We start from the raw sequence: 22,847 nt of genomic DNA, 5'->3' as shown, positions 1-22,847 counted from the left end.
TATGGAGAATTTTACTCTTCAAATGAAGCATATAACAAAAGAATTCCCCGGCGTTCGTGCTCTGAATAATGTTACCTTTTCTGTGAAAAAAGGCGAAATCCATGCTTTATGCGGTGAAAATGGTGCTGGGAAATCGACCTTGATGAAAATTCTGAGTGGTGTTTATCCACATGGTAGTTATGAAGGTCAGATTTTTATAAATGGCAAAGAGTGTAACTTTAAATCTATTAAGGAATCTCAAGAAGCGGGAATAGAAATTATATATCAAGAACTAGCACTAGTTGGTGAAATGACAGTAGCAGAAAATCTCTTTCTAAGCAATGAATTGATGAGAAAACCGTTTATTAATTGGAATAAAATTTATATTGAGTCTCAAAAAATATTAGCGCGTATCGGGCTAAATATAGATCCACAGACGAAAGTGAATAATTTATCAGTAGGTAAACAGCAATTGGTGGAAATTGCCAAGGCATTAACAAAAAATGCAGACATACTTATTTTAGATGAACCAACAGCAGCCCTAACTGAAAGTGATGTTGAAATATTGATGAAACTATTAAATGAACTGCGTGAGCAGCAAGTTACTTGCATCTATATTTCTCATAAATTGACGGAAGTTATGGCATTAGCTGACTCAGTAACTATTTTACGAGATGGTCAAACAGTTAGTACTAATCCAATAGAAGAAATCACTGAAGAAAAAATTATTACAAAAATGGTAGGTAGAGAGTTAAAAGAATTATTTCCTTATGAAAAACGTGAAGTGAAAAGTGAGTGTATTTTAGAAGTTGAAAATTATTGTTGGGTAAATGATTCAAATAAGAAAGTCATTAATCAAGTAAGCTTTTCTTTAAGAAAGGGAGAAATCTTAGGTTTCTCCGGTTTGATGGGTGCAGGTCGTTCGGAATTATTTATTGGCCTATTCGGAGGAATGAAAGGCAAAAAAACTGGGAACGTATTAATAGACTCTAAAGTGATGAATATAAAAACACCTGCAGACGCTATTAAAAATGGTATGGCTTATGTTTCTGAAGACCGTAAAAGATACGGTTTAATTTTAGGCATGGACATTACCAAAAATACGACGTTAGCAGCTCTAAATAAAGTAATGAAATTAAGAGTTATTGATCGAGCATTAGAAATTCAAAGTGCAGAAGCCATTACAAAAAAGATGAAATTGAAGGCGCCCAACCTAGAGGTTCAGGTTAGTCAGTTAAGCGGGGGTAATCAGCAAAAAGTAGTATTAAGTAAATGGTTAATGAATAATCCCAAAATCTTAATCTTAGATGAACCAACTAGGGGTATTGATGTTGGTGCAAAATATGAAATTTATAAAATAATAAATGAACTCGCACAACAAGGTGTAGGCATTATTATTATTTCTTCAGAATTACCAGAAGTGATGGGGATGTCAGATCGCATACTTGTGATGTGTGAAGGGCAAATTACTGGCGAATTTTTGCGTGAAGAGGCGACACAGGAAAAAATAATGATGTGTGCAACTGGAGGGAAGCAGGATGAACGAGCAATTATCAATGAACGAGAAGAATGTTCAGTCCACGAAAAAACTTGATTTTAAGCTAGATCTTCAATCGTACACATTGATACTAGCTTTGGTTTTAATTGCAATTATTTTTAGCCTTTTTACAGATGGTGAGTTTCTCTCATCTAGAAATATATCGAATTTATTTTCACAAATGTCCGTAATTGCTGTACTGGCGGTAGGTATGACATTAGTAATTGTAGCGAGTCATATCGATTTATCTGTTGGATCAATAGTTGGTTTAACGGGTGGTATTGCAGCTATTTTACAAGTTTGGTATGGCTGGAATACATTTGCAGTTATTCTCTCAGCTATTGTAATAGGTGCATTAATTGGAGTGTGGCAAGGTTGGTGGGTTGCTTATCGTGATGTGCCGGCATTTATAGTGACGCTAGGAGGAATGTTGATTTTCCGTGGTGTACTAATCGGGTTAAGCGATGGACAGACAATATCCTCGATGAATGGCAGTTTTAAGGTTATCGGGAATAGTTATTTGCCGTATGCACTTGGATATATTTTAGCTATTGGCAGTATTTTATTGTTATTTGGTGGAACGATTAAAAACAGATCAAAAAGGAAAAGTATGGGTTTGTTGGTATTATCGTCAACTGTCGATTATGGTAAAGCATCTTTATATTCTTTCTTTATTATATTAATAACATTTATGCTTAATCGTTATTATGGTATCCCGATACCGATTTTAATTGTAATTGTGATTGCTGGCATTTTTACTTTTGTTTCTAATAAAACATCCTTTGGTAGGTATGTATATGCAATTGGTGGAAATCAAGAAGCTGCAGCACTTTCAGGCATTAATATAAAACGTAATACTTTATGGGTATTTACTCTTATGGGTGCGTTGTGCGGAATTGCGGGTGTCTTACTGACAAGTCGTCTAAATGCTGCAACTGTAAGTGCTGGTAATAGTTATGAGTTAGATGCCATTGCAGCTTGTGTTATTGGAGGAACGAGTTTAGTAGGCGGTAAAGGAAAAATTATCGGATCATTAATAGGCGCACTTATAATGGCGAGTATTGATAATGGTATGAGTATGATGAATATCGGTGCGTATTGGCAATATATCGTTAAAGGTTTGATATTGATTCTTGCAGTATGGATTGATATTTCTAGTAAAAAACAATAATCAATATAGATTTATAAGGAGGAGTTGCGTATGAGCTATTTTGCAAATATAGATAAAATTTCATTTGAAGGAGCACATTCAAAAAATCCACTAGCATTTAAATATTATGCGCCAGAGGAAATCGTCGGTGGTAAAACGATGGAGGAAACATTACGTTTTGCAGTAGCTTATTGGCATACATTTACGATGGATGGTAGTGATCCATTTGGAAGAGGCAATATGATTCGATCTTGGAATCATTTAAGTGGTATGGACTTAGCAAAAGCAAGAGTAGAGGCAGCATTTGAATTTTTTGAAAAACTGAATGTCCCCTACTTTTGCTTTCATGATGTTGACGTTGCACCTGAGGGAAGCACGTTGAAAAAATCCAATGAAAATCTTGATGAGATTGTAGCGATGATTAAGGATTATATGTCTACTAGCAAGGTGAAGCTATTATGGAATACTGCTAATATGTTCTCACACCCCCGTTTTGTACATGGTGCAGCAACGGCAGTAAATGCAGATGTTTTTGCTTACTCGGCTGCCAAGGTAAAAAAAGGACTTGAAGTGGCTAAAGAATTAAATGCTGAAAACTATGTGTTTTGGGGTGGACGTGAAGGATACGAATCGTTACTTAATACAAATATGAAGTTGGAGCAGGATAATCTAGGTCGTTTCTTCCATTTAGCAGTGGATTATGCAAAAGAAATTGGTTTCGATGGCCAATTTTTAATCGAGCCAAAACCAAAGGAACCGACGAAGCATCAATATGACTTTGATGTAGCTACTGGTTTAGCATTTTTGCAAAACTATAATCTACAAAGTTATTTCAAATTTAATATTGAAGCAAATCATGCAACACTTGCTGGTCATACGTTTGAACACGAGTTACGCGTTGCAAGAATTAATGGCATGCTAGGATCAGTAGATGCAAACCAAGGAGACCCATTATTAGGTTGGGATACAGATGAGTTTCCTACAGATTTGTATGCAACAACTTTAGCGATGTATGAAATTCTCCAAAATGGAGGGCTTGGTGCGGGAGGACTGAACTTTGATGCCAAGGTAAGAAGAGGTTCATTTGAGCCAGAAGATTTATTTTACGCACATATTGCGGGCATGGATAGTTTTGCTATCGGTCTAAAAGTTGCTCAGAATTTAATCGACGACAATGTCATTGAGGAACTGATTACTAATCGTTATAGCAGCTATGATTTGGGTATAGGTAAGGAAATTGTAGATGGTAAAACAGACTTTAAGAAATTAGAAGAATATGCTTTAGGATTAGGAGACATTCAAAACTCTTCAGGAAGAACAGAATTAATCAAAGCGACGATCAACCAATACTTATTAACAGCTCTATCAGAAAAATAACCAAGTTTAAGGGGTATGCGATTTGATGCATACCCTTTTTATGAAAGGCTGTTTTCGTATAGATTGTTGCTCTCTTAAAAATACTGATTATGGTTGAATATAATGCATTTTCAGGTGATGGATGGAACGATTTCAAGGTGTTGGTACGTATTATTTGGATAATTACCTCTATTGGCATCGTTGGCTTGAGTTACATAAAAACTTGGCATTTGAAAATCGTATAGAGCAAATGCTTATTTCAGCTTGTCAAAAATCTAACTATTTCACAGTCGAAGCATTAAGAAAAGACAGTAATCACCTATTATCAGATGCTTTTTAAGCGAATTCAGTGGTTTATTGTTCTTAAACTAAAGGCGCAGCTTACTTTAATAAGCAGAAGTATATTTTTCTTTATTTCATATGGTATAATTATTCGAAAATTAAAAAATCTTCGAAAAACAGGTAATTACAAGGCGTTCGTGGAGGAGTTGCAGAATTTTTCGGTATATCTTCTACAATCGTTAGGTTAATATTTTTATTTACAAGTCCAACATCTATCATTGTATATTTATTTTTAGCAGCGACTTTAGAAAATGATAATAAATTATATTAAATCATCCCTTGTTATGCTAACGGAAGGCTCTTGTTAAATATTCGATTCACGGACATTAAAAACCAAAAATACAGAGTTCATTCTACACATTTTGTAGATTAAATCTGTCTTTTGGTTTTAATAGCAACAATCTTTGAGAAAACAGCCTTATGAAAAGAGGTTTAATAATGAAATACGTAATTGGCATCGATTTGGGGACGAGTGCAGTAAAAGTGTTATTAATGAATCAGGGTGGTCGAATAATAGCTGAAGCACTAGAGGAGTATCCGCTTATTCAAATGGCATCTGGATATAGTGAACAGAATCCAGCTGAGTGGGAAGCTAAAACAATAAAAGCAATACAGCGGCTCGTATTACAGTTTAAGGGTAACATTGAAGACATTGTGGGTATTAGTTTCTCAGGACAAATGCACGGTTTAGTTCTATTGGATGAAAAAAATTGCCCTTTACGCCATGCAATTTTATGGAATGATACTCGGACAACTGAACAATGTAACTATATTTTAGATAAAGTTGGATTAAATACACTTTTAAAAATCACAAAAAATACGGTGCTTGAAGGATTTACTCTTCCTAAAATCTTATGGGTTAAAGAGTATGAACCAGAGATATTAGAAAAAACAAAGGTTTTCTTACTACCAAAAGATTATTTACGGTACTGTTTAACAGGCGAAATTGGTAGCGAATTTTCTGACGCTGCAGGAACATCATTACTAGATGTTACGACAAGACAATGGAGTAGGGAACTTTGCGATAGTTTGAACTTAGACATTAATATTTGTCCTCCTTTAGTAGAGTCTTCAGATTTTGTCGGTACAATTACTGCAGAAGTTGCCAATAAAACAGGCTTATCTATAGATACTAAAGTATTTGCTGGTGGCGCGGATAATGCATGTGGAGCAATTGGAGCAGGAATTTTAAGTGAAGGGAAGATGATGTGCAGCATCGGTACATCAGGAGTGGTTTTATCTTATGAAAAAGATAGTTCATTAGAATTCGAAGGTAAGATTCATTATTTCAATCACGCTGTAAGGAACGCATATTATTCAATGGGTGTTACATTATCAGCTGGACATAGTCTTGAATGGTTTAAGCAAAACTTTGCAGGTACTGGTGAAAGCTTTGAAGATTTTCTTGATGGTATTGAGCAAATACCGGTTGGTTCAAATGGTTTACTCTTTACGCCATATTTAGTTGGTGAAAGAACGCCCTATTCTGATGCGACTATTAGAGGTAGCTTTATTGGAATAGATAGTGCACATACTAAAAAAGAATTTGCTAGGGCTATTATGGAAGGTATCACTTTTTCATTAAATGAAACCATCGAAATCTTTAGGCTGCAAAGTAAAAAGATTGCAAGGCTTGTATCGATTGGTGGCGGTGCCAAAAATGAGACATGGCTTCAAATGCAAGCAGATATTTTCAATGTAACGGTTGAAAACCTAGTGAGTGAACAGGGACCCGGTGTGGGAGCAGCTATGCTAGCAGCAACTGGATCAGGATGGTTTAAAACGATAGAGGAATGTGCGGAAGTCTTTGTGCAGGTTAAGGATACCTATGAACCGATTGAAGGAAATGTTGTAATCTATACAGAGTTATTCAAAATCTATCAACAAATCTATCAACAAACAAATTTATTAAATCAATCTTTAAAGAAATTTAGAAGATAAAGAGTATTTAAGGAGGTAACTAGAATGGGAGTAGTACGTTGGGGAGTATTAAGTACAGCTAATATTGCGAGAACAGAATTGATTCCAGCGATATGCCGTGCGGAAAATGCTGAATTAGTAGCTATTGCGAGTCGGGGTGAAAAAGTACATCAAGCAGCCAAAGAGCTTAAAATAAAAAAGGCATATGAATCATATGAGGACTTATTGCTAGATCCGGAAATAGATGCAGTGTATATACCACTACCAAATCATTTGCATAAGGAATGGGTTGAAAAGGCGTCCCAGCATGGAAAGCATGTTTTATGTGAAAAGCCAGCTGCTATAACTGCTGCAGAAACTATTGATATGATTGAAAGCTGTAGTAAAAATAATGTGCATTTCATGGAAGGATTTATGTATCAGTTTCACCCACAGCATGAACGAGTTAAAGAGCTTATTGCGGAAGGTGCAATTGGCGAGGTAAAGCTCTTCAAATCTAGTCATTCATTTTATCTTGAAAATCGTGATGGCGATATACGGATGAAGGCTGAAATGGGTGGTGGCAGTATTTATGATGTAGGGTGTTATTCTATTCATGCAGCGCGGTATATCTTACAAGCCGAACCCATATCAATTTCTGCAAAGGCAGAAATTGATGAAGCAACACAGGTCGATACTTCAGCGTATTTGCATATGGTAATGGATAATAATGTAACCGCATTAATCGATTGTAGTTTTGAAATGATTGAACGTAATGAGTATGAAGTTGTAGGTACAAAAGGAAAAATTACAGTACCATATGCATTTAGACCGGATCGAAATGGTGGTATTGGTGAGGTTGTTTTAATGCAGGGCTCGAAAATAACCACAGAAAAAATCCCAGGCGATATTTATAAGCTAGAAGTTGAGCATTTTTCACAATGTATTTTACAAGATACACAGCCGTCCTATTCTGGAGAAGCTATAGTCCATAATATGCAAACTATTGAAGCATGTTATAAATCTCTTAGTGAAAAAAAGATGGTCAAACAGTGAAATAGTTGTGTTCAGAAAGGGAGTGGACCATATGAAACTTACCACAAAACACTTAGGTGAAAAAAACGGCCAAATTATTTATGAATATATTATTCAAAATAATCAAGGTCTAGAATTTTCTTGTACAAACTTTGGATGTATCATTACGAAATTAATTGTGCCAGACCGAGAAGGAAGATTAGAGAATATCGTATTAGGATTTGATACGATTGAAGAATACGAGAACAATCCACATTATATCGGTGCAGTTATTGGGCAACATGCCGGAAGAGTTGCAAAGGGGAAAATTTTAATCGATGGCAAAGTCATTCAATTACCATGTAATGAAGGAGAAAATCAATTACATGGTGGTAGAAATGGTTTTGACAAAAGCATTTGGAATACTACTATCATGGAGTCTAAAGATGAAATAGTATTACAATTTGAATATACTAGTGTTAATGGAGATAACGGATTTCCTGGCGCTCTAGCGGCAAAAGTGAAGTATATCTTTAATAATACTAATGAGTTGATTGTTGAATATCGTGGTGCATGTGATCAAAAAACAGTATTGAATATGACAAATCATAGTTATTTTAATCTTAGTGGCAATTTAAGAAGAGATATTTCACAACATATTTTGAAAATTAATAGCAGCCACTTTTTGTCTTTAAATGATGAGTTATTGCCGACTGGTAGTTTAGAAGATGTAGAAGGAACAGTATTTGACTTTCGATCTGAACGAGTAATAGCAGATGGTATCCATTCTGCTGATGAACAAGTGATTATTGCTGGTCAAGGCTATGACCATCCTTTTAAATTATTAAAGAGTAGTGAATATGATGTTGTTTTGAAAGATGATGAAAGTGGTAGACAAATGAGCATAATAACTAATAATCCATATATCGTTTTATACACAGGTCAACAACTAGGTGAAGGTTATCTTTTTGGGGATATTGAATCTAAAAATTATTTAGGCCTATGTTTAGAAACGCAGTTACCACCGTATTCGATTGAATATGATGATTTAAGAGAATCTACTTTGGAAAAAGGTAAGGAGTATTATAAGTATACAAAGTATATTTTCACAACTAATTAATAATGAAACCGCTTAGTGCCGTCAAATACTAAGCGGTTTTTTGATGCCATTTTCTGCTTTATTGTTTACATGAAAATAAGTTTATAAGTTCCGAAAAAGGTATGGGAAATCCAAAAGTATTAATAAGAAAGATAGGTTATTGATTATATGTTGGACAAACTGTGGGTCTTTAGGCATTAAAATAGAAGTATATTTTGACGATACTATACAGTGTTATGATGGTGAAGATTCTGTTTTTCCCAATAATGCTTGAGACGTAGTATAATAGAGATTTTGAAATGTGCTAAAATTAGTGAGTTAATCGTCTTATATAGGCTTAATATATGAAGAACTGTTAGGCGCCTTACAAGGGGTTTTTAGGCTATAGCAAGAGGCATCCCAAAAGCACCTGGCGGATTTGAAGGGATTCTTTATTTCAATAATTATAATTGAATATTTAAGTACTATGAAGTGGATATTTATCCTAAAGAAATGAGTAGATACATATGAAAAAAATTAATCTAAAACTACACCATTTAATTATCAGTGTAGCTGTTTTGGCATTCTTTTTAACAATAGCGAGTAGTTTGTTGAGTAGCTATCGTACGAATACGCAATCTTTACAAGAGAGTACTCTTAAAACGAATCATGCGTATGCACAAAAACTAGCAACGACAGCTAATGATTATATAAAAGAAACATTTCAAACGCTAACTATTAGTGCCGAAGAAGTTGCATCCTTTATAGATGATGAAGGAAAACTTTTACATGAAGCAGATCGGGTGAAAAATCAGACATTTACTTTTAACTCTGTAGCGATTGTGAATGCAAAGGGTAAAGTACTGGCGACGTCACCTCAATCACTAGATTTGAAAGGCAAAAAACTCACATCTGAAGCGATGAAAGAAGCGATTTTGCAAAAGAAGCCAATGATCTCCAAACCGTATCATGGAATTACAAATCGTCTACTGATTTTCATCTCAGTGCCAGTTTTCTCGAAGGATGGTAGTTATTTAGGACTTGTAGGCGGGACTATTTATTTGAAAGAAGATAATGTATTGTACGAAGTTCTTGGTGAGCATTTTTATCAAGACGGTTCTTACGTGTATGTAGTAGATAAAGATGGCCGTATAATCTATCATCATGATAAATCACGCATTAATGATGTTGTATCTGATAATAAAGTTGTAAGCGAAATGCTTGAAAATCATAGTACAGGTGCAGCTCGTTTGATCAATTCTAAAGGTAAGGACATGCTGGCAGGATATTCATATATTTCAATTGCCGATTGGGGAGTTGTGGCACAACGCTCAACTGAAATTGCTTTAAAACCAGCAACAAATATGGTAAAGCAAATGCTGTACGTTGCATTACCACTATTACTTGTTTCACTAATTATCATCTTATGGGCTTCACTTAAAATTGCACGTCCATTACAGCAACTAGCGACATTAACGGAAAGTAGTATGAAAGCAAACGAAGAAAAGAATCTTGCTCAAGTACCCGGCTGGTATTATGAAGTTATACAACTAAAAAAAGCATTAATTCAGAGCCTATCTTTTCTCCATGGACAAGTAAGCTTCTTTATGGACCAATCAACGACAGATCCACTTACAGGATTGACTAATCGACGAACATTAAATGAACGAATGCAAAAATGGACAAGTGGAAATACACCTTACTCAATTATTTTAATAGATATAGATCATTTCAAGTCGGTGAATGATACATACGGTCACGGTGTTGGAGATGAAGTATTAAAATTCTTAGCTTTGAAAATGAAAAAAGCAACAAGAGCAAATGATTTATGTTGCCGTTATGGTGGAGAAGAATTTATCATCTTACTGCCAAATACATCTGTAACTGATGCTTATTTAGTAGCAGAGCAGCTGCGAACAGATATAGAGCGAACAATAAGTCCAACTGGAAATAATATTACAATTTCAGCGGGGATTGCAGAATATCCTTCAATGGCAAGTGAGCCTGCAACAATGATAGGATTAGCAGATCAATGCTTATATGAGGCGAAAGAACAAGGTAGAAATCGAGTTGTAATGGCAAAAGAAATATCAATTGTTCTTTAATCCACTATATAATAGAAAATTCCCTTTTTGTACTCAATAGTATAAAATTACACTAAAAGAAACAAATAAGGGTGATAAGTATGGATAAAGAAAAAATCATTAGTATCGCTACTGAGAAATTTAAGTTAGTACGTACGGAAAATAACTATACTCAGGATAAAATGGCTGAGGTACTAGGTATATCAAAAAAAACACTTGTTCAAATCGAAAAGCAACGAACACCATGTGGCTGGACGACAACAGTTGCCCTTTGTGCCCTATTTAGAGAAAGTTCAATTTTGCAAAATGCAATGGGTGGCGATCCGATGGAAGTAGTCGAGCTAACAGCGCATGACGTGATTGCACGTCCAAAAGAAAAAACTATGGGTGGACATGTCTGGTGGCGTACAATACAAGAGGATAAAGGATATCGTTTGCAACAAAATATTTTAAGCAACCATTATCGGATTTTAGACTCTGAATCATATCGTTGGTTTAGTACGATGAATGAAGTAGCGGCGTTAGAAGAATTTACCCGTATATTAGAAGAAAATCACTCTAATTAAGTATCAGGCATCCATGTAATATGTGGATGCCTTTATTTTTGTTATGTTACATTACAAATGCAATTATTCTTCAAGTTGAGTCAGGAATTGAGTATATATTTTTGTATTAGATTATCAAACTGTTTTAGTAACAACACTCGTAAGTTGTATTACAGTAACGAATGTAATATACATATAGGTCTTGCTTTATACATAGGTAATACAGGTAAAACTAGAAGCTAAATAGTTTATTTAAACTGAAAAGGCAACTCTTCAAAAAAGGAGAGTTGTTTTTTGTGGATAACTTTTTGGTAGAAAAATGATACTATCCACAATCTAGACAAAGTTATACACCAATTCTGTTAATAAGTGCGTAGAATATTCAAAATAATTAAGTTAATTGTGGATAAGTGGTTAAAAAATAAAAAAAGCCTCGCTTAGCATAGTAGCTAAACGAGGCTTTGTAATATTAGCGATATTGAATTTCTTTGTTAAGGTCGATATCTTTGATATCGATACCCATTGCTTTGGCAACACCTGTACCATAAGCTGGATCTGCTTTGTAGCAGTGAATGATGTGACGTTCTTTAATGAAGAACTCAACACCTTCCATGTTACGAGCAGTATTTTCGAATAAACGTTGTTGTTCTTCTGGGCTCATGATGTTGAACAATTTACCTGGTTGTTCGAAGTAATTGTCATCATCTTCGCGGAAGTCATAGATATCTGCTGGTCCATCAAGTGCTAATGCAGGGTCTTTATATGATGGTTGTTCTTGCCATTCACCGTAGCTGTTTGGCTCATAGTGCAATGTGCTGCCTAAGTTGCCATCTACACGCATTTGTCCGTCGCGGTGGAAGTTGTGTACTGGGCATTTTGGTGCGTTAACAGGGATAGATGTATTGTTTACACCTAAACGGTAACGAGCAGCATCTGCATAAGCGAATAAACGAGCTTGTAACATACGGTCTGGTGAGAAGCTAATACCAGGAACTACGTTAGATGGTGCGAATGAAGCTTGTTCTACATCAGCAAAGTAGTTAGCTGGGTTACGGTTTAATTCGAATTCACCAACAGGGATTAATGGGAACTCTGATTTATACCATACTTTTGTTAAATCAAATGGATTGTAACGGTGGTTACGAGCTTGTTCTTCTGTCATCACTTGGATAGACATTTTCCATTTAGGGAAATCGCCTTTTTTGATTGATTCAAATAGGTCACGTTGTGAAGATTCACGGTCGTTTGCAACTACTTCAGCAGCTTCTTGGTCTGTGTAGTTTTTAATACCTTGTTGTGAAGTGAAGTGGAATTTCACATATACACGTTCGTTATCAGCGTTGATCATTGAATACGTATGTGAACCGAAACCGTGCATATGACGGTAATCAGTTGGGATACCACGGTCACCCATAACATAAGTTACTTGGTGCAATGCTTCAGGCAAGTTTGTCCAGAAGTCCCAGTTGTTATTAGCTGAGCGCATGTTAGTATGCGGATCACGTTTAACAGCATGGTTTAAGTCAGGGAAGTGCATTGCATCACGGAAGAAGAATACTGGAGTGTTGTTACCAACTAAATCCCAGTTACCTTGTTCTGTGTAGAATTTTAATGCGAATCCGCGGATATCACGTTCAGCATCTGCAGCACCACGTTCACCTGCTACAGTAGAAAAACGAGCGAACATTTCTGTTTTTTTACCTACTTCAGAGAAGATTGCAGCTTTTGTATATTTAGTAATATCGTGAGTTACTGTGAAAGTACCAAATGCACCTGAACCTTTAGCATGCATACGACGCTCAGGAATAACTTCACGGTTAAAATTAGCTAATTTTTCGATTAACCATACATCTTGCAGTAAAAGGGGTCCACGTTTACCTGCAGACATAGAGTTAGTATTGCTAACGACTGGCGCGCCGGCAGCAGTTGTTAACTTTTTATTATTATCATTTGTCATAATGTTGTGCCTCCTATTTTGATCTCAATTGAACTCTTCAAAACTAATATAACAGATTGCTAGTTGAAAGTAAATTATAATGATTATCTTTAAGGAATTTATATCTTTAAGTATATCCTATAAAAAGAGTGTAAAGTGTACGAACTATAAAATTACAAAAAATTACTTTTAAAGACTAGTGTTAGTTGGGGGGGTAAAGTTGAATGTATTGTATGCACTACAGATATAGTGATAATCGTTTGAAAAAACATTGAAAAAGAACACTAGAATTAGTGGGTGTTTTTATTATATTAAATTGGATATCTACCTGCAAATAAATTATTTCAAATCAATACTTCTCATTTAAAGCATAATTTGATTACTACATGTAAATTAGAGTGATTATTATTATCAACTCGTTGTCTATTGTATAGCTAATTGAAAACAATGTTATGGGTGAACGGAACATGATTCAATAAATCTATTTATATATTTATTTCGAATAATGAGCGCAGTATTATGAATTCTTTCGAATGAACCTTATTCCATTAATATATTTTAATCATAAATAATTTATGTCAAAGATAGTGTGACAGTTTTTTGAAATTACAATGGGGTACCGACTCTAGATGAGTATCGGAATTTAATGGTATTGAAATCTATAGAATTTTGGAATTTTGAGGTTCAGATATAGTAGAGGCAATTTGTGTTTTATGTAATGGAAGGATTTTTATAAGAATCTGTATTATGTATATCGCTAACTCTTTAAAATTTATATAGTTCTAGAAGGGAGTTAGCGACCAACGACAAGTTTTTTTACGCGCTAATGAAGTAGTATCTTTTCTATTAGATTGTTAAATAAATGGAGTGAAATGAAATGTATTAGTGGAGAGTGATGGGATTTTACGAAGTAATCTCACAAGGAATTTCGGAAATAGAATACATAGAAAAAATGTAATATTTAATAATATAAGTTTTTTTTGTTAAACGAGTTTATAAGTTGGTAAAATAAGTTATTTATTAAAAGGTGTCTAGAATAACAATAACCAAATGGTCCAGAAACAACAGTTGAATTGAAAGGTTCAAATAAACCAAGCGATATCAAGGGTGCTAATGAAAGTAGTTCACTATCTCAAACAGGTTCAGAGTATCAATTATGGACACTGCTTGTAGGGGGAGCAGTTATCCTACTCGGATTATCGATATTGTTTAACAGAAGAACTAAAAAAGCATAGTGAAAAGAGGACTATTAATTGGTTTTATACCATTAATAGTCCCTTTATTATGTATTAAATATGTTGGTTTTTTTGATTTACAAAACCTTTAATCATTCTTTTTATGCCAAAAATGGCAGTTGCCACAAAAACACCACATTATTTAAGTCTTATACCTTGTCTAATGGAAATCAATTCTTCTATGATGGTAGTTAGGAAGTCGAGTGGTAACAGGAGGAACTGTGGCGATGTTGAATGAGGCTATTGATTTTATAAAATTGTATTATTCGGAAACAGAGCGATCTGAAGAGGAATTAGGAAGACGCTTAGCTGAAGTAGAGCATGATATCCAAGAGAATGGATTTTATGAACATACAATAGATGAACTGAAATTTGGTGCACAAGTAGGTTGGCGTAATAGCAATAAATGTATTGGTCGTTTGTTTTGGCAAACGTTGCAAGTGCTTGATAAGCGCGAACTAACAAGTGAGCACGACATTTTTCAAGGACTTCTAGAGCATATTGATTTTGCAACAAATGGTGGTCGAATCCGTCCGACGATTACAATTTTCTCTCAACGTAATGTACGTGTTTGGAATCATCAATTAATCCGCTATGCTGGGTATGAAACGCCAGATGGCATTGTGGGAGATCCAGATTCAGTGGAGTTTACGAAGAAATGTGAGCAACTTGGCTGGCAAGGACAAGGTGGGCGTTTCGATGTATTGCCACTTGTTATTCAAGTTGGAGAAAGACAACCGCAATTATTCGATATTCCAGCTGAGTATATATTGGAAGTTCCAATCCGACACCCCGAATTTGAGTGGTTTAAGGAACTTGATCTGAAGTGGTATGCGGTACCGATGATCTCGAATATGAAATTAGAAATTGGTGGTATTACATATGCAGCTGCTCCGTTTAATGGCTGGTATATGGGAACGGAAATTGGTGCACGTAATTTAGCTGATGACTATCGATATAATATGTTACCAACCATCGCAGAAAAAATGGGTTTAAATACAGCTTCAAATTCTTCCTTATGGAAAGACCGTGCATTAGTTGAATTAAATGCGGCAGTTTTATACTCGTATAAAGAAGATGAAGTGAGCATTGTTGATCACCATACAGCAGCACAACAATTCAAACGCTTCGAATCCAATGAACAAATTGCAGGGCGTGACGTAACGGGAAATTGGACATGGCTTATTCCACCGTTATCACCGGCTACAACGCATATATTCCATAAACCATATGACAATGAACGTAAAACACCAAATTATTTTTATCAGAAAGCGCCATATTGACTTAGAGAATATCAGGGAATTTATTGCAATTTTTAATAGATTGGCGTAACATGATTTTTAATTACTACTAATTCAATAGGTTTTCTTATCAAGAGAGATGGAGGGACTGGTCCTGTGATATCTCAGCAACCGCTTTTAAAGCAAGGTGCTACTTCCAGCAAGTTGATTAAAAGCTTGATAGATGAGGAGAGACTTACATACCAAGTCGATTTCTCTAAATGAAATAGAGAAATCGGCTTTTTAATATCATGAAATAAATTTATAGAGCATATAATGCAAAGTTTCTAAGAAAAAAATTTAACTCAAATTCAAAGTAAACCAATTTGTATTAAAGGTATAAATTGAGGGAGGAATATTGAATGAGTGCGATAACGCAAAAAGAACTTTTAACTACAATTTATGAAGAAATAGATCAAGGATTTGATGAAATTGTTGGATGGAGGAGATATTTGCATGAGCATCCAGAGTTATCTTTTGAAGAATATGAAACTGCAAAATTTATTGCAGAAAAACTTGAGAGCTTCGGTTTAGAGGTGAAAAAAGGGATAGGCGGAAATGGTTTAATCGGTATTTTGAAAGGGGATCATGCTGGTCAAACAATCGCTTTAAGAGCTGATTTTGATGCATTACCTATTACAGACTTAAAAGAAGTTGCTTATAAATCCCAAAAGGATGGTGTCATGCATGCTTGTGGTCACGATGGACATACGGCCGCATTACTTGCGACAGCAAAAACGCTAAGCCATTACAGAGAGCATCTGCACGGTAATATTATTTTTATCTTCCAACATGCGGAAGAAAAACCTCCTGGTGGTGCGAAATTCATGATTGCTGAAGATGTATTGAAGGAAGTCGATTATGTATTTGGCGCGCATTTAGATTCGGGTTCACCAGTTGGAAAGGTATCTGTTGGGGATGGTTTTAAAATGGCTGCAGTTGATAAATTTGCGATTAAAATTCAAGGACTAGGTGGCCATGGTGCGAAACCACAACAATCCATCGACTCAATTGTTGTGGGTAGCGAAATCGTTGGAGCGTTGCAGAAAATTGTCAGTCGTCGCTTAAATCCATTTGATGCAGCGGTAGTGACAGTCGGTGTATTCCATGCAGGAAGTGCTTTTAATATTATTGCAGATTCGGCACTTATTGAAGGAACGGTTCGCACAATGACGGATGAAGTTCGTAATAAGGTAAAAGAAGAAATCTACTCAATCGTCAAAGGCATAACGGAATCAGCACATGCCACATATGAAATTGATTATTTACACGGCTATCCAGCTTTATACAATCATCCGGCTGAAACTGCTCTTGTGAAAGATTTATTTGAAAGGGAATTTGGTACTGAATCGGTGATTGAATTTGAACCGTCAATGGGTGGAGAGGATTTTGCGTACTTTTTAAATGAAAAGCCAGGTACTTATTTTAAAGCAGGATCACAGAATGACGACGAACGCACTCATTTTGCACATCATCATCCGAAATTCGATTTTGATGAAAGAGCGTTATTAACAATAGAGAAAGCATTTGTGAAAATCGTTTCACATTATTTATTTAAATAAGGGGACTTGAACATGACATTATCTTTTGATCACGTAGTACATTTTGTAGAGGAACCAAAAGAAGTAATACAATCATTACAAAACCAAGGAATTCATGCTGTTGAAGGTGGCGTACATGAAGGACGCGGAACGTACAATGCACTTAGTTACTTTGATCTAAGTTATATAGAGTACCTTGGTACATACGACAGAGAGCTAGTAACTGGGGCAGAGCATTTGCATCACAGCCTTATTGAAACAGTAGTAAATAATGATTTCACAGAAGGTTTCGTAAGATTTGCAATTCGCACAACGGATATTGAAGGTATAGCAGAGCGTTTGAAAGAGCAAGGTTTATCAGTAAATGGTCCAGTGCCAATGAATAGAAAACGACCGGATGGCAGTATTATAAGCTGGCAATTACTTTACGCTGGAGAAGAAAATGACTCTCTTCAATTGCCATTTATTATTCAATGGGATGACAATGATGATAAGCGTAGACAGGAGCAAGTTGAAAAAGGAGTCATTGGAAAGCAACCAGAAAAGTTGGACTTTGCAGGTGTTACTTTTGCAGTAATAGATGCTGAAAAAACTGCTGAAAAATGGTCTCGATATTTAGGGTTAGAGTTTGCAGAAGCGTATGTCGATCCGGAGTTGAATGCTATTATACAGGTTCTTACATTAGCTGGCGGTGACTTATACTTTGCTAGCCCTATTGGAGAGGGAGTTGTTGCAAAAGTATTAGCAGAACTAGGAGAATGTCCATTCCAAGTGAATTTCTCAGGAGCTAAAGAACCTGCTACATTTGAATTGTTAAATGGTCGTTATCATTTTGAGAAATAAGTTATATAGATTAGTGCACCGATAAATCTAGAGAAGCTATTATGCAGTGATTGAGACTGCGTAATAGCTTTTTTCTATGACTAGTATGGTTAGGATAATGTAGTTTTAAGTTAACAATACGAAAAAATCCGAGCCATTATAAGCTCGGATTCATCTCTACTTTTCAGGTGTAACATAACCTTCTTTTGCAGCATGCATACCAGCTGACACTAATAATACTACAGTAATAAGGAATAGGAAGTTGGCTGTTGTCCAACTATTTGAAATATCATGGATAAAGCCAAATAGTACAGGGCCAACTGCCGCTAATAAATAACCGAATGATTGAGCAGTACCTGATAATTCAGCCGCTTCATCAGCTGTACGCGTACGAAGTGAGAAGAACATCATCGCTAAACTAAATGATGCACCACCTGCAAGTCCTAGCAATATCATCCATAATACTGTCAATGAAGTCCATCCAGCTAAAATACCACCAAATCCTACTATATAAAGAATGCCGTATACTGCAACAAGAGGACGTTGATCTTTTCTACGACCTGCAATAATAGGAATGATAAACGTTGCAGGCAATTGTGAGAACTGCATAAAGGAGAACATCCATCCAGCTGTATTAGCACTCATACCTTGTGATTGCAGCATTTCAGGAATCCAAGCAGCGGTTGTATAGAAGATAAGAGATTGGAAACCCATTGCTAATGTAACGGTCCAAGTAAGGGGAGATTTCCAAAGTGGGACTTGTTCTTTCTTAGTTTGAGTGGCACTTTTCACTTCTGACTTAGGTTTGCGGATTTGTGGAAGCCAAACAATAAAGGCAATAACCGCTAAAATGAACCAAATACCAAGTGCAATTTTCCAACCGAATTCACCACTAGCGAGCGGATAACTAATCCCAGCTGCTAAGCTAGCCGATATATTCATAGAGACTGTGAATAACCCTGTTAATAATCCAACTTGTAAAGGGAATTTCAATTTAATTAAGCTTGGTAATAGTACATTTCCAAAAGCAATTGCGACACCAATTAGGGATGTACCTAATAACAGCATGGATGTCGTTCCTAAAGATCGAGTAAGAATTCCTATAGCTAGTAATGCTGTTGAGAATAGTAAAGTACGTTCTATGCCAAAGCGCTTTGAAAATTTTGGCGCAAATGGTGAAATAACAGCAAAAGCAAGTAAGGGAATCGTTGTGATAAATCCTGCTAATACATTTGAAATATGTAGGCCATCACGAATAAATGAAATGATTGGACCTACAGATGTTAAAGGAGCACGTAATGTAGAAGCGATGAAAATAATCCCAATTACAAGTAACCAAACATTACGATTCCATTTTAGCTTGTTGCTATTTTGAACAGCTTGATTTGTTGCCAATTGTAACGCCTCCTATTATATATATTTATGAATCTTATAATATTTTAAACCTACTAATTGACAAAGGTTAATTATATCAAAGAAAATGGATAATCCTAATAAGATGGCTTAAAATAAAATCACCAATTTAATACGGGGGTATTGATGATGAGAACAGCGCAACAAATGATGGATTTAATCCTAGATGTAGCGGAAAATGATGAGCGAGTACGTGCAGTTTGTATGAATGGTTCAAGAACAAATATAAATGTAAAAAAGGATCCCTTTCAAGATTTTGATATCGTTTATATTGTGACGGATATCAAATCATTTACTAACAATCCTCATTGGGTAGATATTTTTGGAGAGAGGATCATTATGCAAACGCCAGAAGATATGGTGTTGTTTAAACCTGAGCTTGGCGGGCGCTATACATATTTGATGCAATTTTCGGATGGGAACCGAATTGATTTGATGCTTATCCCTGTCGAAGAACAAGAAGCATATTGTAAAGAAGACAGTTTAACTACAATCTTGTTAGATAAAGATGGGTCACTCCCTAAACTCCCTCTACCAACGGACGTCAATTACTGGGTACAATGCCCAACAGAAGAACATTATAAAGATTGTTGTAATGAATTTTGGTGGGTTGCTACATATATTGCGAAAGGATTATGGAGAAAAGAGATGCTCTATGCACAAGCACATTTTAATAATACGCGTGAAATGCTTATTCAAATGCTTTCATGGCAAGTCGGAGTGCAAACAGACTTTTCTAGAAGTGTTGGTAAAAACGGCAAGGACCTTGAGTACCTATTACCAAAAGAGATGTGGGAGCAGTTACTTGCAACATATAATAATGCTAGCTATGATTCAGCATGGCAAGCACTATTTACTATGTGTGATTTATTTCAAAGTACAGCAACAAATGTTGCTAGCATGCTTTCATTCCAAAGTTATGAAGAAGGTGTTAAAGTGCTCAATTATTTAAAGCATATTCAAACGCTACCGAGTGATACTGAAGTAATATTTTGAAGATTTAACAAACATTAACTTAAAATGTTTTAATATTCAAGAAAATTTACATCTTGAACATAGAACTCTCTTGTATTATAATAGGGGCATATTAAATTAATATATTGCAATGCCTCATCCATTCGATGAGGTAGAGGTCGCGGTATTAAAAAGTAAAATGGATGAGGCGAAAAGCGTCAGTGATTCTATTTGAAAGGGAATATCGCCGAAGTGTTTATAAGCTTTTTCTTATAATCATTGGGGCTGTTGCCGAAAGGTGCAGAACTGTCACGTCTTAGCGGGCGTGTTGAGCTATCTTTATCAAGGTTGATGGGCATGTTTTGATACCATCGCATATTCCTTGTGATGGTATTTTTTATGACATCAAGTTAACCTTCTTGCAATGAAAAATGGAAAGAGGAGATTCTTAATGAGTAATAAAAATAACGGCCAAAGCGTAGAAACGCAAGGTCTTAATAGAGGATTGAAAAGTCGTCATGTGACGATGATTTCACTTGGAGGAACAATCGGTACAGGGCTGTTCTTAGCAAGTGGTGGAGCTATCCACGAAGCGGGTCCAGGTGGAGCGTTATTAGCATATTCTTTAATTGGTATTATGGTGTTCTTCTTAATGACAAGCTTAGGGGAAATGGCAGCATTTATGCCTGTATCAGGTTCGTTTAGTACTTACGCATCTAAATTCGTTGACCCAGCGCTAGGTTTTGCTCTTGGTTGGAACTACTGGTATAACTGGGCAATTACAATCGCAGCTGAAATTGCAGCTGTATCATTAATTATGAAATTTTGGTTCCCTGATGTATCATCATTCGTCTGGACCGCAGGATTTTTAGTAATCATCTTCACTTTGAATGTCTTATCGATTAAAAGCTTTGGTGAAAGTGAATATTGGTTTTCACTTATTAAAGTCGTTACAATTGTCGTCTTTATCATCGTCAGCTTCTTGATGGTATTTGGTTTAATGGGTGGACATGACCCAGTTGGATTCAAAAACTTCTTCATTGAAGATGGTCCATTCCATGGTGGTTTCTTCGCAATGTTTGGTATCTTCTTAGCAGCAGGTTTCTCATTCCAAGGAACAGAACTACTAGGAATTACTGCTGGTGAAACTGAAGATCCAGGAAAGAATATTCCGAAAGCTGTTCGTCAAGTTTTCTGGCGTATTCTGTTATTCTACATTTTAGCGATTTTAGCGATTGGCTTATTAATTCCATTTACTGATGAACGTTTAGCTAGTAGTGATATTACAGTAAGTCCGTTTACTTTAGTATTTGAAAATGCAGGAATCGCGTTTGCAGCTTCAATTATGAATGCGATCATTTTAACAGCGATTTTATCATCAGGAAACTCTGGTTTATATGCTTCATCACGTATGCTTTGGGAGCTTGCTAAAGATGGTAAAGCGCCTAAAATGTTTACTAAACTAAACAAACGCGGTATTCCGATGGCTGCGTTAGTGGCAACTTGTTTAGTTGCTTGTGTATCATTCATCGCATCATTCTTTGGTGATGGTGTTGTCTACATTTGGTTGTTAAATGCATCAGGTATGTGTGGATTTGTAGCTTGGTTAGGGATTGCAGTAAGTCATTACAGATTCCGTAAAGCCTATATTGTACAAGGTCGCGATTTAAACGAATTACCTTATAAAGCAAAATGGTTCCCATTCGGTCCGATCTTTGCCTTTGTACTTTGTGCAATCGTTGTTGTTGGACAAAACTATACAGCATTCACAGGTGATCATATCGACTGGTACGGTATCCTTGTTTCATATATCGGATTGCCAATTTTCTTAGCTATTTGGTTTGGCTATAAAATTGTTCATAAAACGAAAATCGTCAAACTAGAAGATTGTGACTTTGATAGTCACCGTTAACTAAAAAAGAACTACGTAGCCTCTAAGCTGCGTAGTTTTTTTGTTTTATTAATTCACACCCAATTGCAATTATAAACAAATTCATGAATGTGTTTATAGGGAGTAAAGCAATAAATTATCTGAATGACATATTAATCAATAGTGGAATAAGAAAAGCTATTGCAAATTCTTAGGCTCAGTGACATAAAAAGTTTCAATGTATCCACAATCATTACAATACTCAGCTGATACAGGTGAAGATTTGCCTCTGATATTATTTGCTGGAACCATTTGAAGAATTACAGCACCACTGTGAAGTACTCCTTTTTTCATTTCGTTTCCGTCACATTTAGGACATTTACCCATACCTCATCTCCAACTCCTTGAAATTGTATTTTTTGTAAAATACCTTGAGTAGAATTATAGCATAAGTTCTAATGTGCTGAGCTGAAATAAATGGAATATTTAAATAGATGGAACTAGTTAAATACCACATAGTTCCTTTTGTTTTAGTGCTTTAAAAACACGAAAAAGATTGAATAGTCTTTCATTATTTGTAAGGATTGAAATTCAAAATTTGAGTGCTATAATAGGAACATTCTATAACGAAAATCTTAATAGCATTCACTCATATAATAGCGAGAATAAGGCTCGCAAGTTTCTACCGGTTTGCCGTAAACAAACTGACTATGAGAGGCAATGATATAGAAAGTTAATGTCTAATGACATTATTTTTTTATACCCAAAGAACTTTTAGCTCTAGGGACTTTGCTCCACTCGTAGTATGAATG

Annotated in this window: 17 protein-coding genes, 2 pseudogenes and 3 riboswitches; of the genes and pseudogenes, 16 read left to right on the top strand and 3 right to left on the bottom strand. The window is 35.6% G+C overall.

The features are described from left to right. Position 1 precedes the first annotated feature (1 nt). From AC3IS5_RS19355 to AC3IS5_RS19310, 10 genes and pseudogenes are all read left to right on the top strand, one after another. On the top strand, positions 2 to 1,573 hold the full coding sequence (locus AC3IS5_RS19355) for a xylose ABC transporter ATP-binding protein (RefSeq protein WP_489425852.1): 1,572 nt from the start codon (positions 2 to 4) through the stop codon (positions 1,571 to 1,573). Continuing rightward, positions 1,518 to 2,687: a sugar ABC transporter permease gene (locus AC3IS5_RS19350; RefSeq protein WP_489425851.1), complete on the top strand. Its 1,170-nt coding sequence runs from the start codon at positions 1,518 to 1,520 to the stop codon at positions 2,685 to 2,687. The genes AC3IS5_RS19355 and AC3IS5_RS19350 overlap by 56 nt, the downstream gene beginning before the upstream one ends. Before the next feature lie 30 nt (positions 2,688 to 2,717). Next, complete coding sequence (gene xylA / locus AC3IS5_RS19345) at positions 2,718 to 4,043, top strand: xylose isomerase (protein ID WP_489425850.1); 1,326 nt, start codon at positions 2,718 to 2,720, stop codon at positions 4,041 to 4,043. Between the two features lie 118 nt (positions 4,044 to 4,161). Continuing rightward, positions 4,162 to 4,362, top strand: a pseudogene (locus AC3IS5_RS19340) (hypothetical protein); the annotation flags it as partial. Between the two features lie 138 nt (positions 4,363 to 4,500). Continuing rightward, positions 4,501 to 4,635 (top strand): annotated as a pseudogene (locus AC3IS5_RS19335) (PspC domain-containing protein); the annotation flags it as partial. A 167-nt stretch (positions 4,636 to 4,802) separates the two neighbouring features. Then, the gene (xylB, locus tag AC3IS5_RS19330) at positions 4,803 to 6,305 is read left to right on the top strand and encodes a xylulokinase (RefSeq protein WP_489425849.1); all 1,503 of its coding nucleotides are present in this window, start codon (positions 4,803 to 4,805) and stop codon (positions 6,303 to 6,305) included. Positions 6,306 to 6,329: 24 nt separating this feature from the next. Further along, entirely contained in the window at positions 6,330 to 7,319 is a 990-nt protein-coding gene (locus tag AC3IS5_RS19325) for a Gfo/Idh/MocA family protein (protein WP_489425848.1), read from the top strand. Positions 7,320 to 7,350: 31 nt separating this feature from the next. Then, the gene (locus tag AC3IS5_RS19320) at positions 7,351 to 8,397 is read left to right on the top strand and encodes an aldose epimerase family protein (protein WP_489425847.1); all 1,047 of its coding nucleotides are present in this window, start codon (positions 7,351 to 7,353) and stop codon (positions 8,395 to 8,397) included. A gap of 485 nt (positions 8,398 to 8,882) precedes the next feature. Next, positions 8,883 to 10,460, top strand: coding sequence for a sensor domain-containing diguanylate cyclase (locus AC3IS5_RS19315; protein WP_489425846.1), 1,578 nt, complete (start codon positions 8,883 to 8,885; stop codon positions 10,458 to 10,460). Positions 10,461 to 10,540: 80 nt separating this feature from the next. Next, complete coding sequence (locus AC3IS5_RS19310) at positions 10,541 to 11,005, top strand: helix-turn-helix transcriptional regulator (RefSeq protein WP_489425845.1); 465 nt, start codon at positions 10,541 to 10,543, stop codon at positions 11,003 to 11,005. A 448-nt stretch (positions 11,006 to 11,453) separates the two neighbouring features. Here the strand turns inward: AC3IS5_RS19310 and AC3IS5_RS19305 are convergent, their stop codons facing one another. Then, the gene (locus AC3IS5_RS19305) at positions 11,454 to 12,941 is read right to left on the bottom strand and encodes a catalase (protein ID WP_489425844.1); all 1,488 of its coding nucleotides are present in this window, start codon (positions 12,939 to 12,941) and stop codon (positions 11,454 to 11,456) included. A gap of 1,052 nt (positions 12,942 to 13,993) precedes the next feature. On the opposite strand from AC3IS5_RS19305, the gene AC3IS5_RS19300 reads away from it, so the two are divergent. From AC3IS5_RS19300 to AC3IS5_RS19285, 4 genes are all read left to right on the top strand, one after another. Then, positions 13,994 to 14,155, top strand: coding sequence for an LPXTG cell wall anchor domain-containing protein (locus AC3IS5_RS19300; RefSeq protein WP_489425843.1), 162 nt, complete (start codon positions 13,994 to 13,996; stop codon positions 14,153 to 14,155). Between the two features lie 227 nt (positions 14,156 to 14,382). Beyond that, positions 14,383 to 15,438, top strand: coding sequence for a nitric oxide synthase oxygenase (locus tag AC3IS5_RS19295; RefSeq protein ID WP_489425842.1), 1,056 nt, complete (start codon positions 14,383 to 14,385; stop codon positions 15,436 to 15,438). 82 nt (positions 15,439 to 15,520) lie between these two features. Next, a riboswitch (SAM riboswitch) is annotated at positions 15,521 to 15,626 on the top strand. Between the two features lie 171 nt (positions 15,627 to 15,797). Continuing rightward, complete coding sequence (locus AC3IS5_RS19290; RefSeq protein WP_489425841.1) at positions 15,798 to 16,997, top strand: M20 metallopeptidase family protein; 1,200 nt, start codon at positions 15,798 to 15,800, stop codon at positions 16,995 to 16,997. Positions 16,998 to 17,009: 12 nt separating this feature from the next. Further along, complete coding sequence (locus AC3IS5_RS19285) at positions 17,010 to 17,819, top strand: VOC family protein (RefSeq protein ID WP_489425840.1); 810 nt, start codon at positions 17,010 to 17,012, stop codon at positions 17,817 to 17,819. Positions 17,820 to 17,975: 156 nt separating this feature from the next. Here the strand turns inward: AC3IS5_RS19285 and AC3IS5_RS19280 are convergent, their stop codons facing one another. Continuing rightward, complete coding sequence (locus AC3IS5_RS19280) at positions 17,976 to 19,193, bottom strand: CynX/NimT family MFS transporter (protein ID WP_489425839.1); 1,218 nt, start codon at positions 19,191 to 19,193, stop codon at positions 17,976 to 17,978. Positions 19,194 to 19,340: 147 nt separating this feature from the next. Here AC3IS5_RS19280 and AC3IS5_RS19275 point away from each other — a divergent pair, with 147 nt between their 5' ends. Both AC3IS5_RS19275 and AC3IS5_RS19270 read left to right on the top strand, forming a co-directional pair. Continuing rightward, entirely contained in the window at positions 19,341 to 20,207 is an 867-nt protein-coding gene (locus tag AC3IS5_RS19275) for an aminoglycoside 6-adenylyltransferase (protein ID WP_489427942.1), read from the top strand. 123 nt (positions 20,208 to 20,330) lie between these two features. After that, positions 20,331 to 20,509, top strand: a riboswitch (Lysine riboswitch). Positions 20,510 to 20,616: 107 nt separating this feature from the next. Further along, a complete protein-coding gene (locus tag AC3IS5_RS19270; protein ID WP_489425838.1) occupies positions 20,617 to 22,077 on the top strand; it encodes an amino acid permease in 1,461 nt (486 codons plus the stop codon). A gap of 156 nt (positions 22,078 to 22,233) precedes the next feature. On the opposite strand, the gene AC3IS5_RS19265 is transcribed toward AC3IS5_RS19270, so the two are convergent. Beyond that, positions 22,234 to 22,422 (bottom strand): acetyltransferase, encoded by a 189-nt coding sequence (locus AC3IS5_RS19265; RefSeq protein WP_489425837.1) that lies wholly within the window; start codon positions 22,420 to 22,422, stop codon positions 22,234 to 22,236. Positions 22,423 to 22,664: 242 nt separating this feature from the next. Continuing rightward, positions 22,665 to 22,766, top strand: a riboswitch (purine riboswitch). Positions 22,767 to 22,847: the final 81 nt, after the last annotated feature.

The organism is Viridibacillus sp. KH_047, assembly GCF_057838945.1.
Note: the sequence above shows the minus strand (reverse complement) of the source record. Positions and strands in the feature narration are given on the sequence as shown.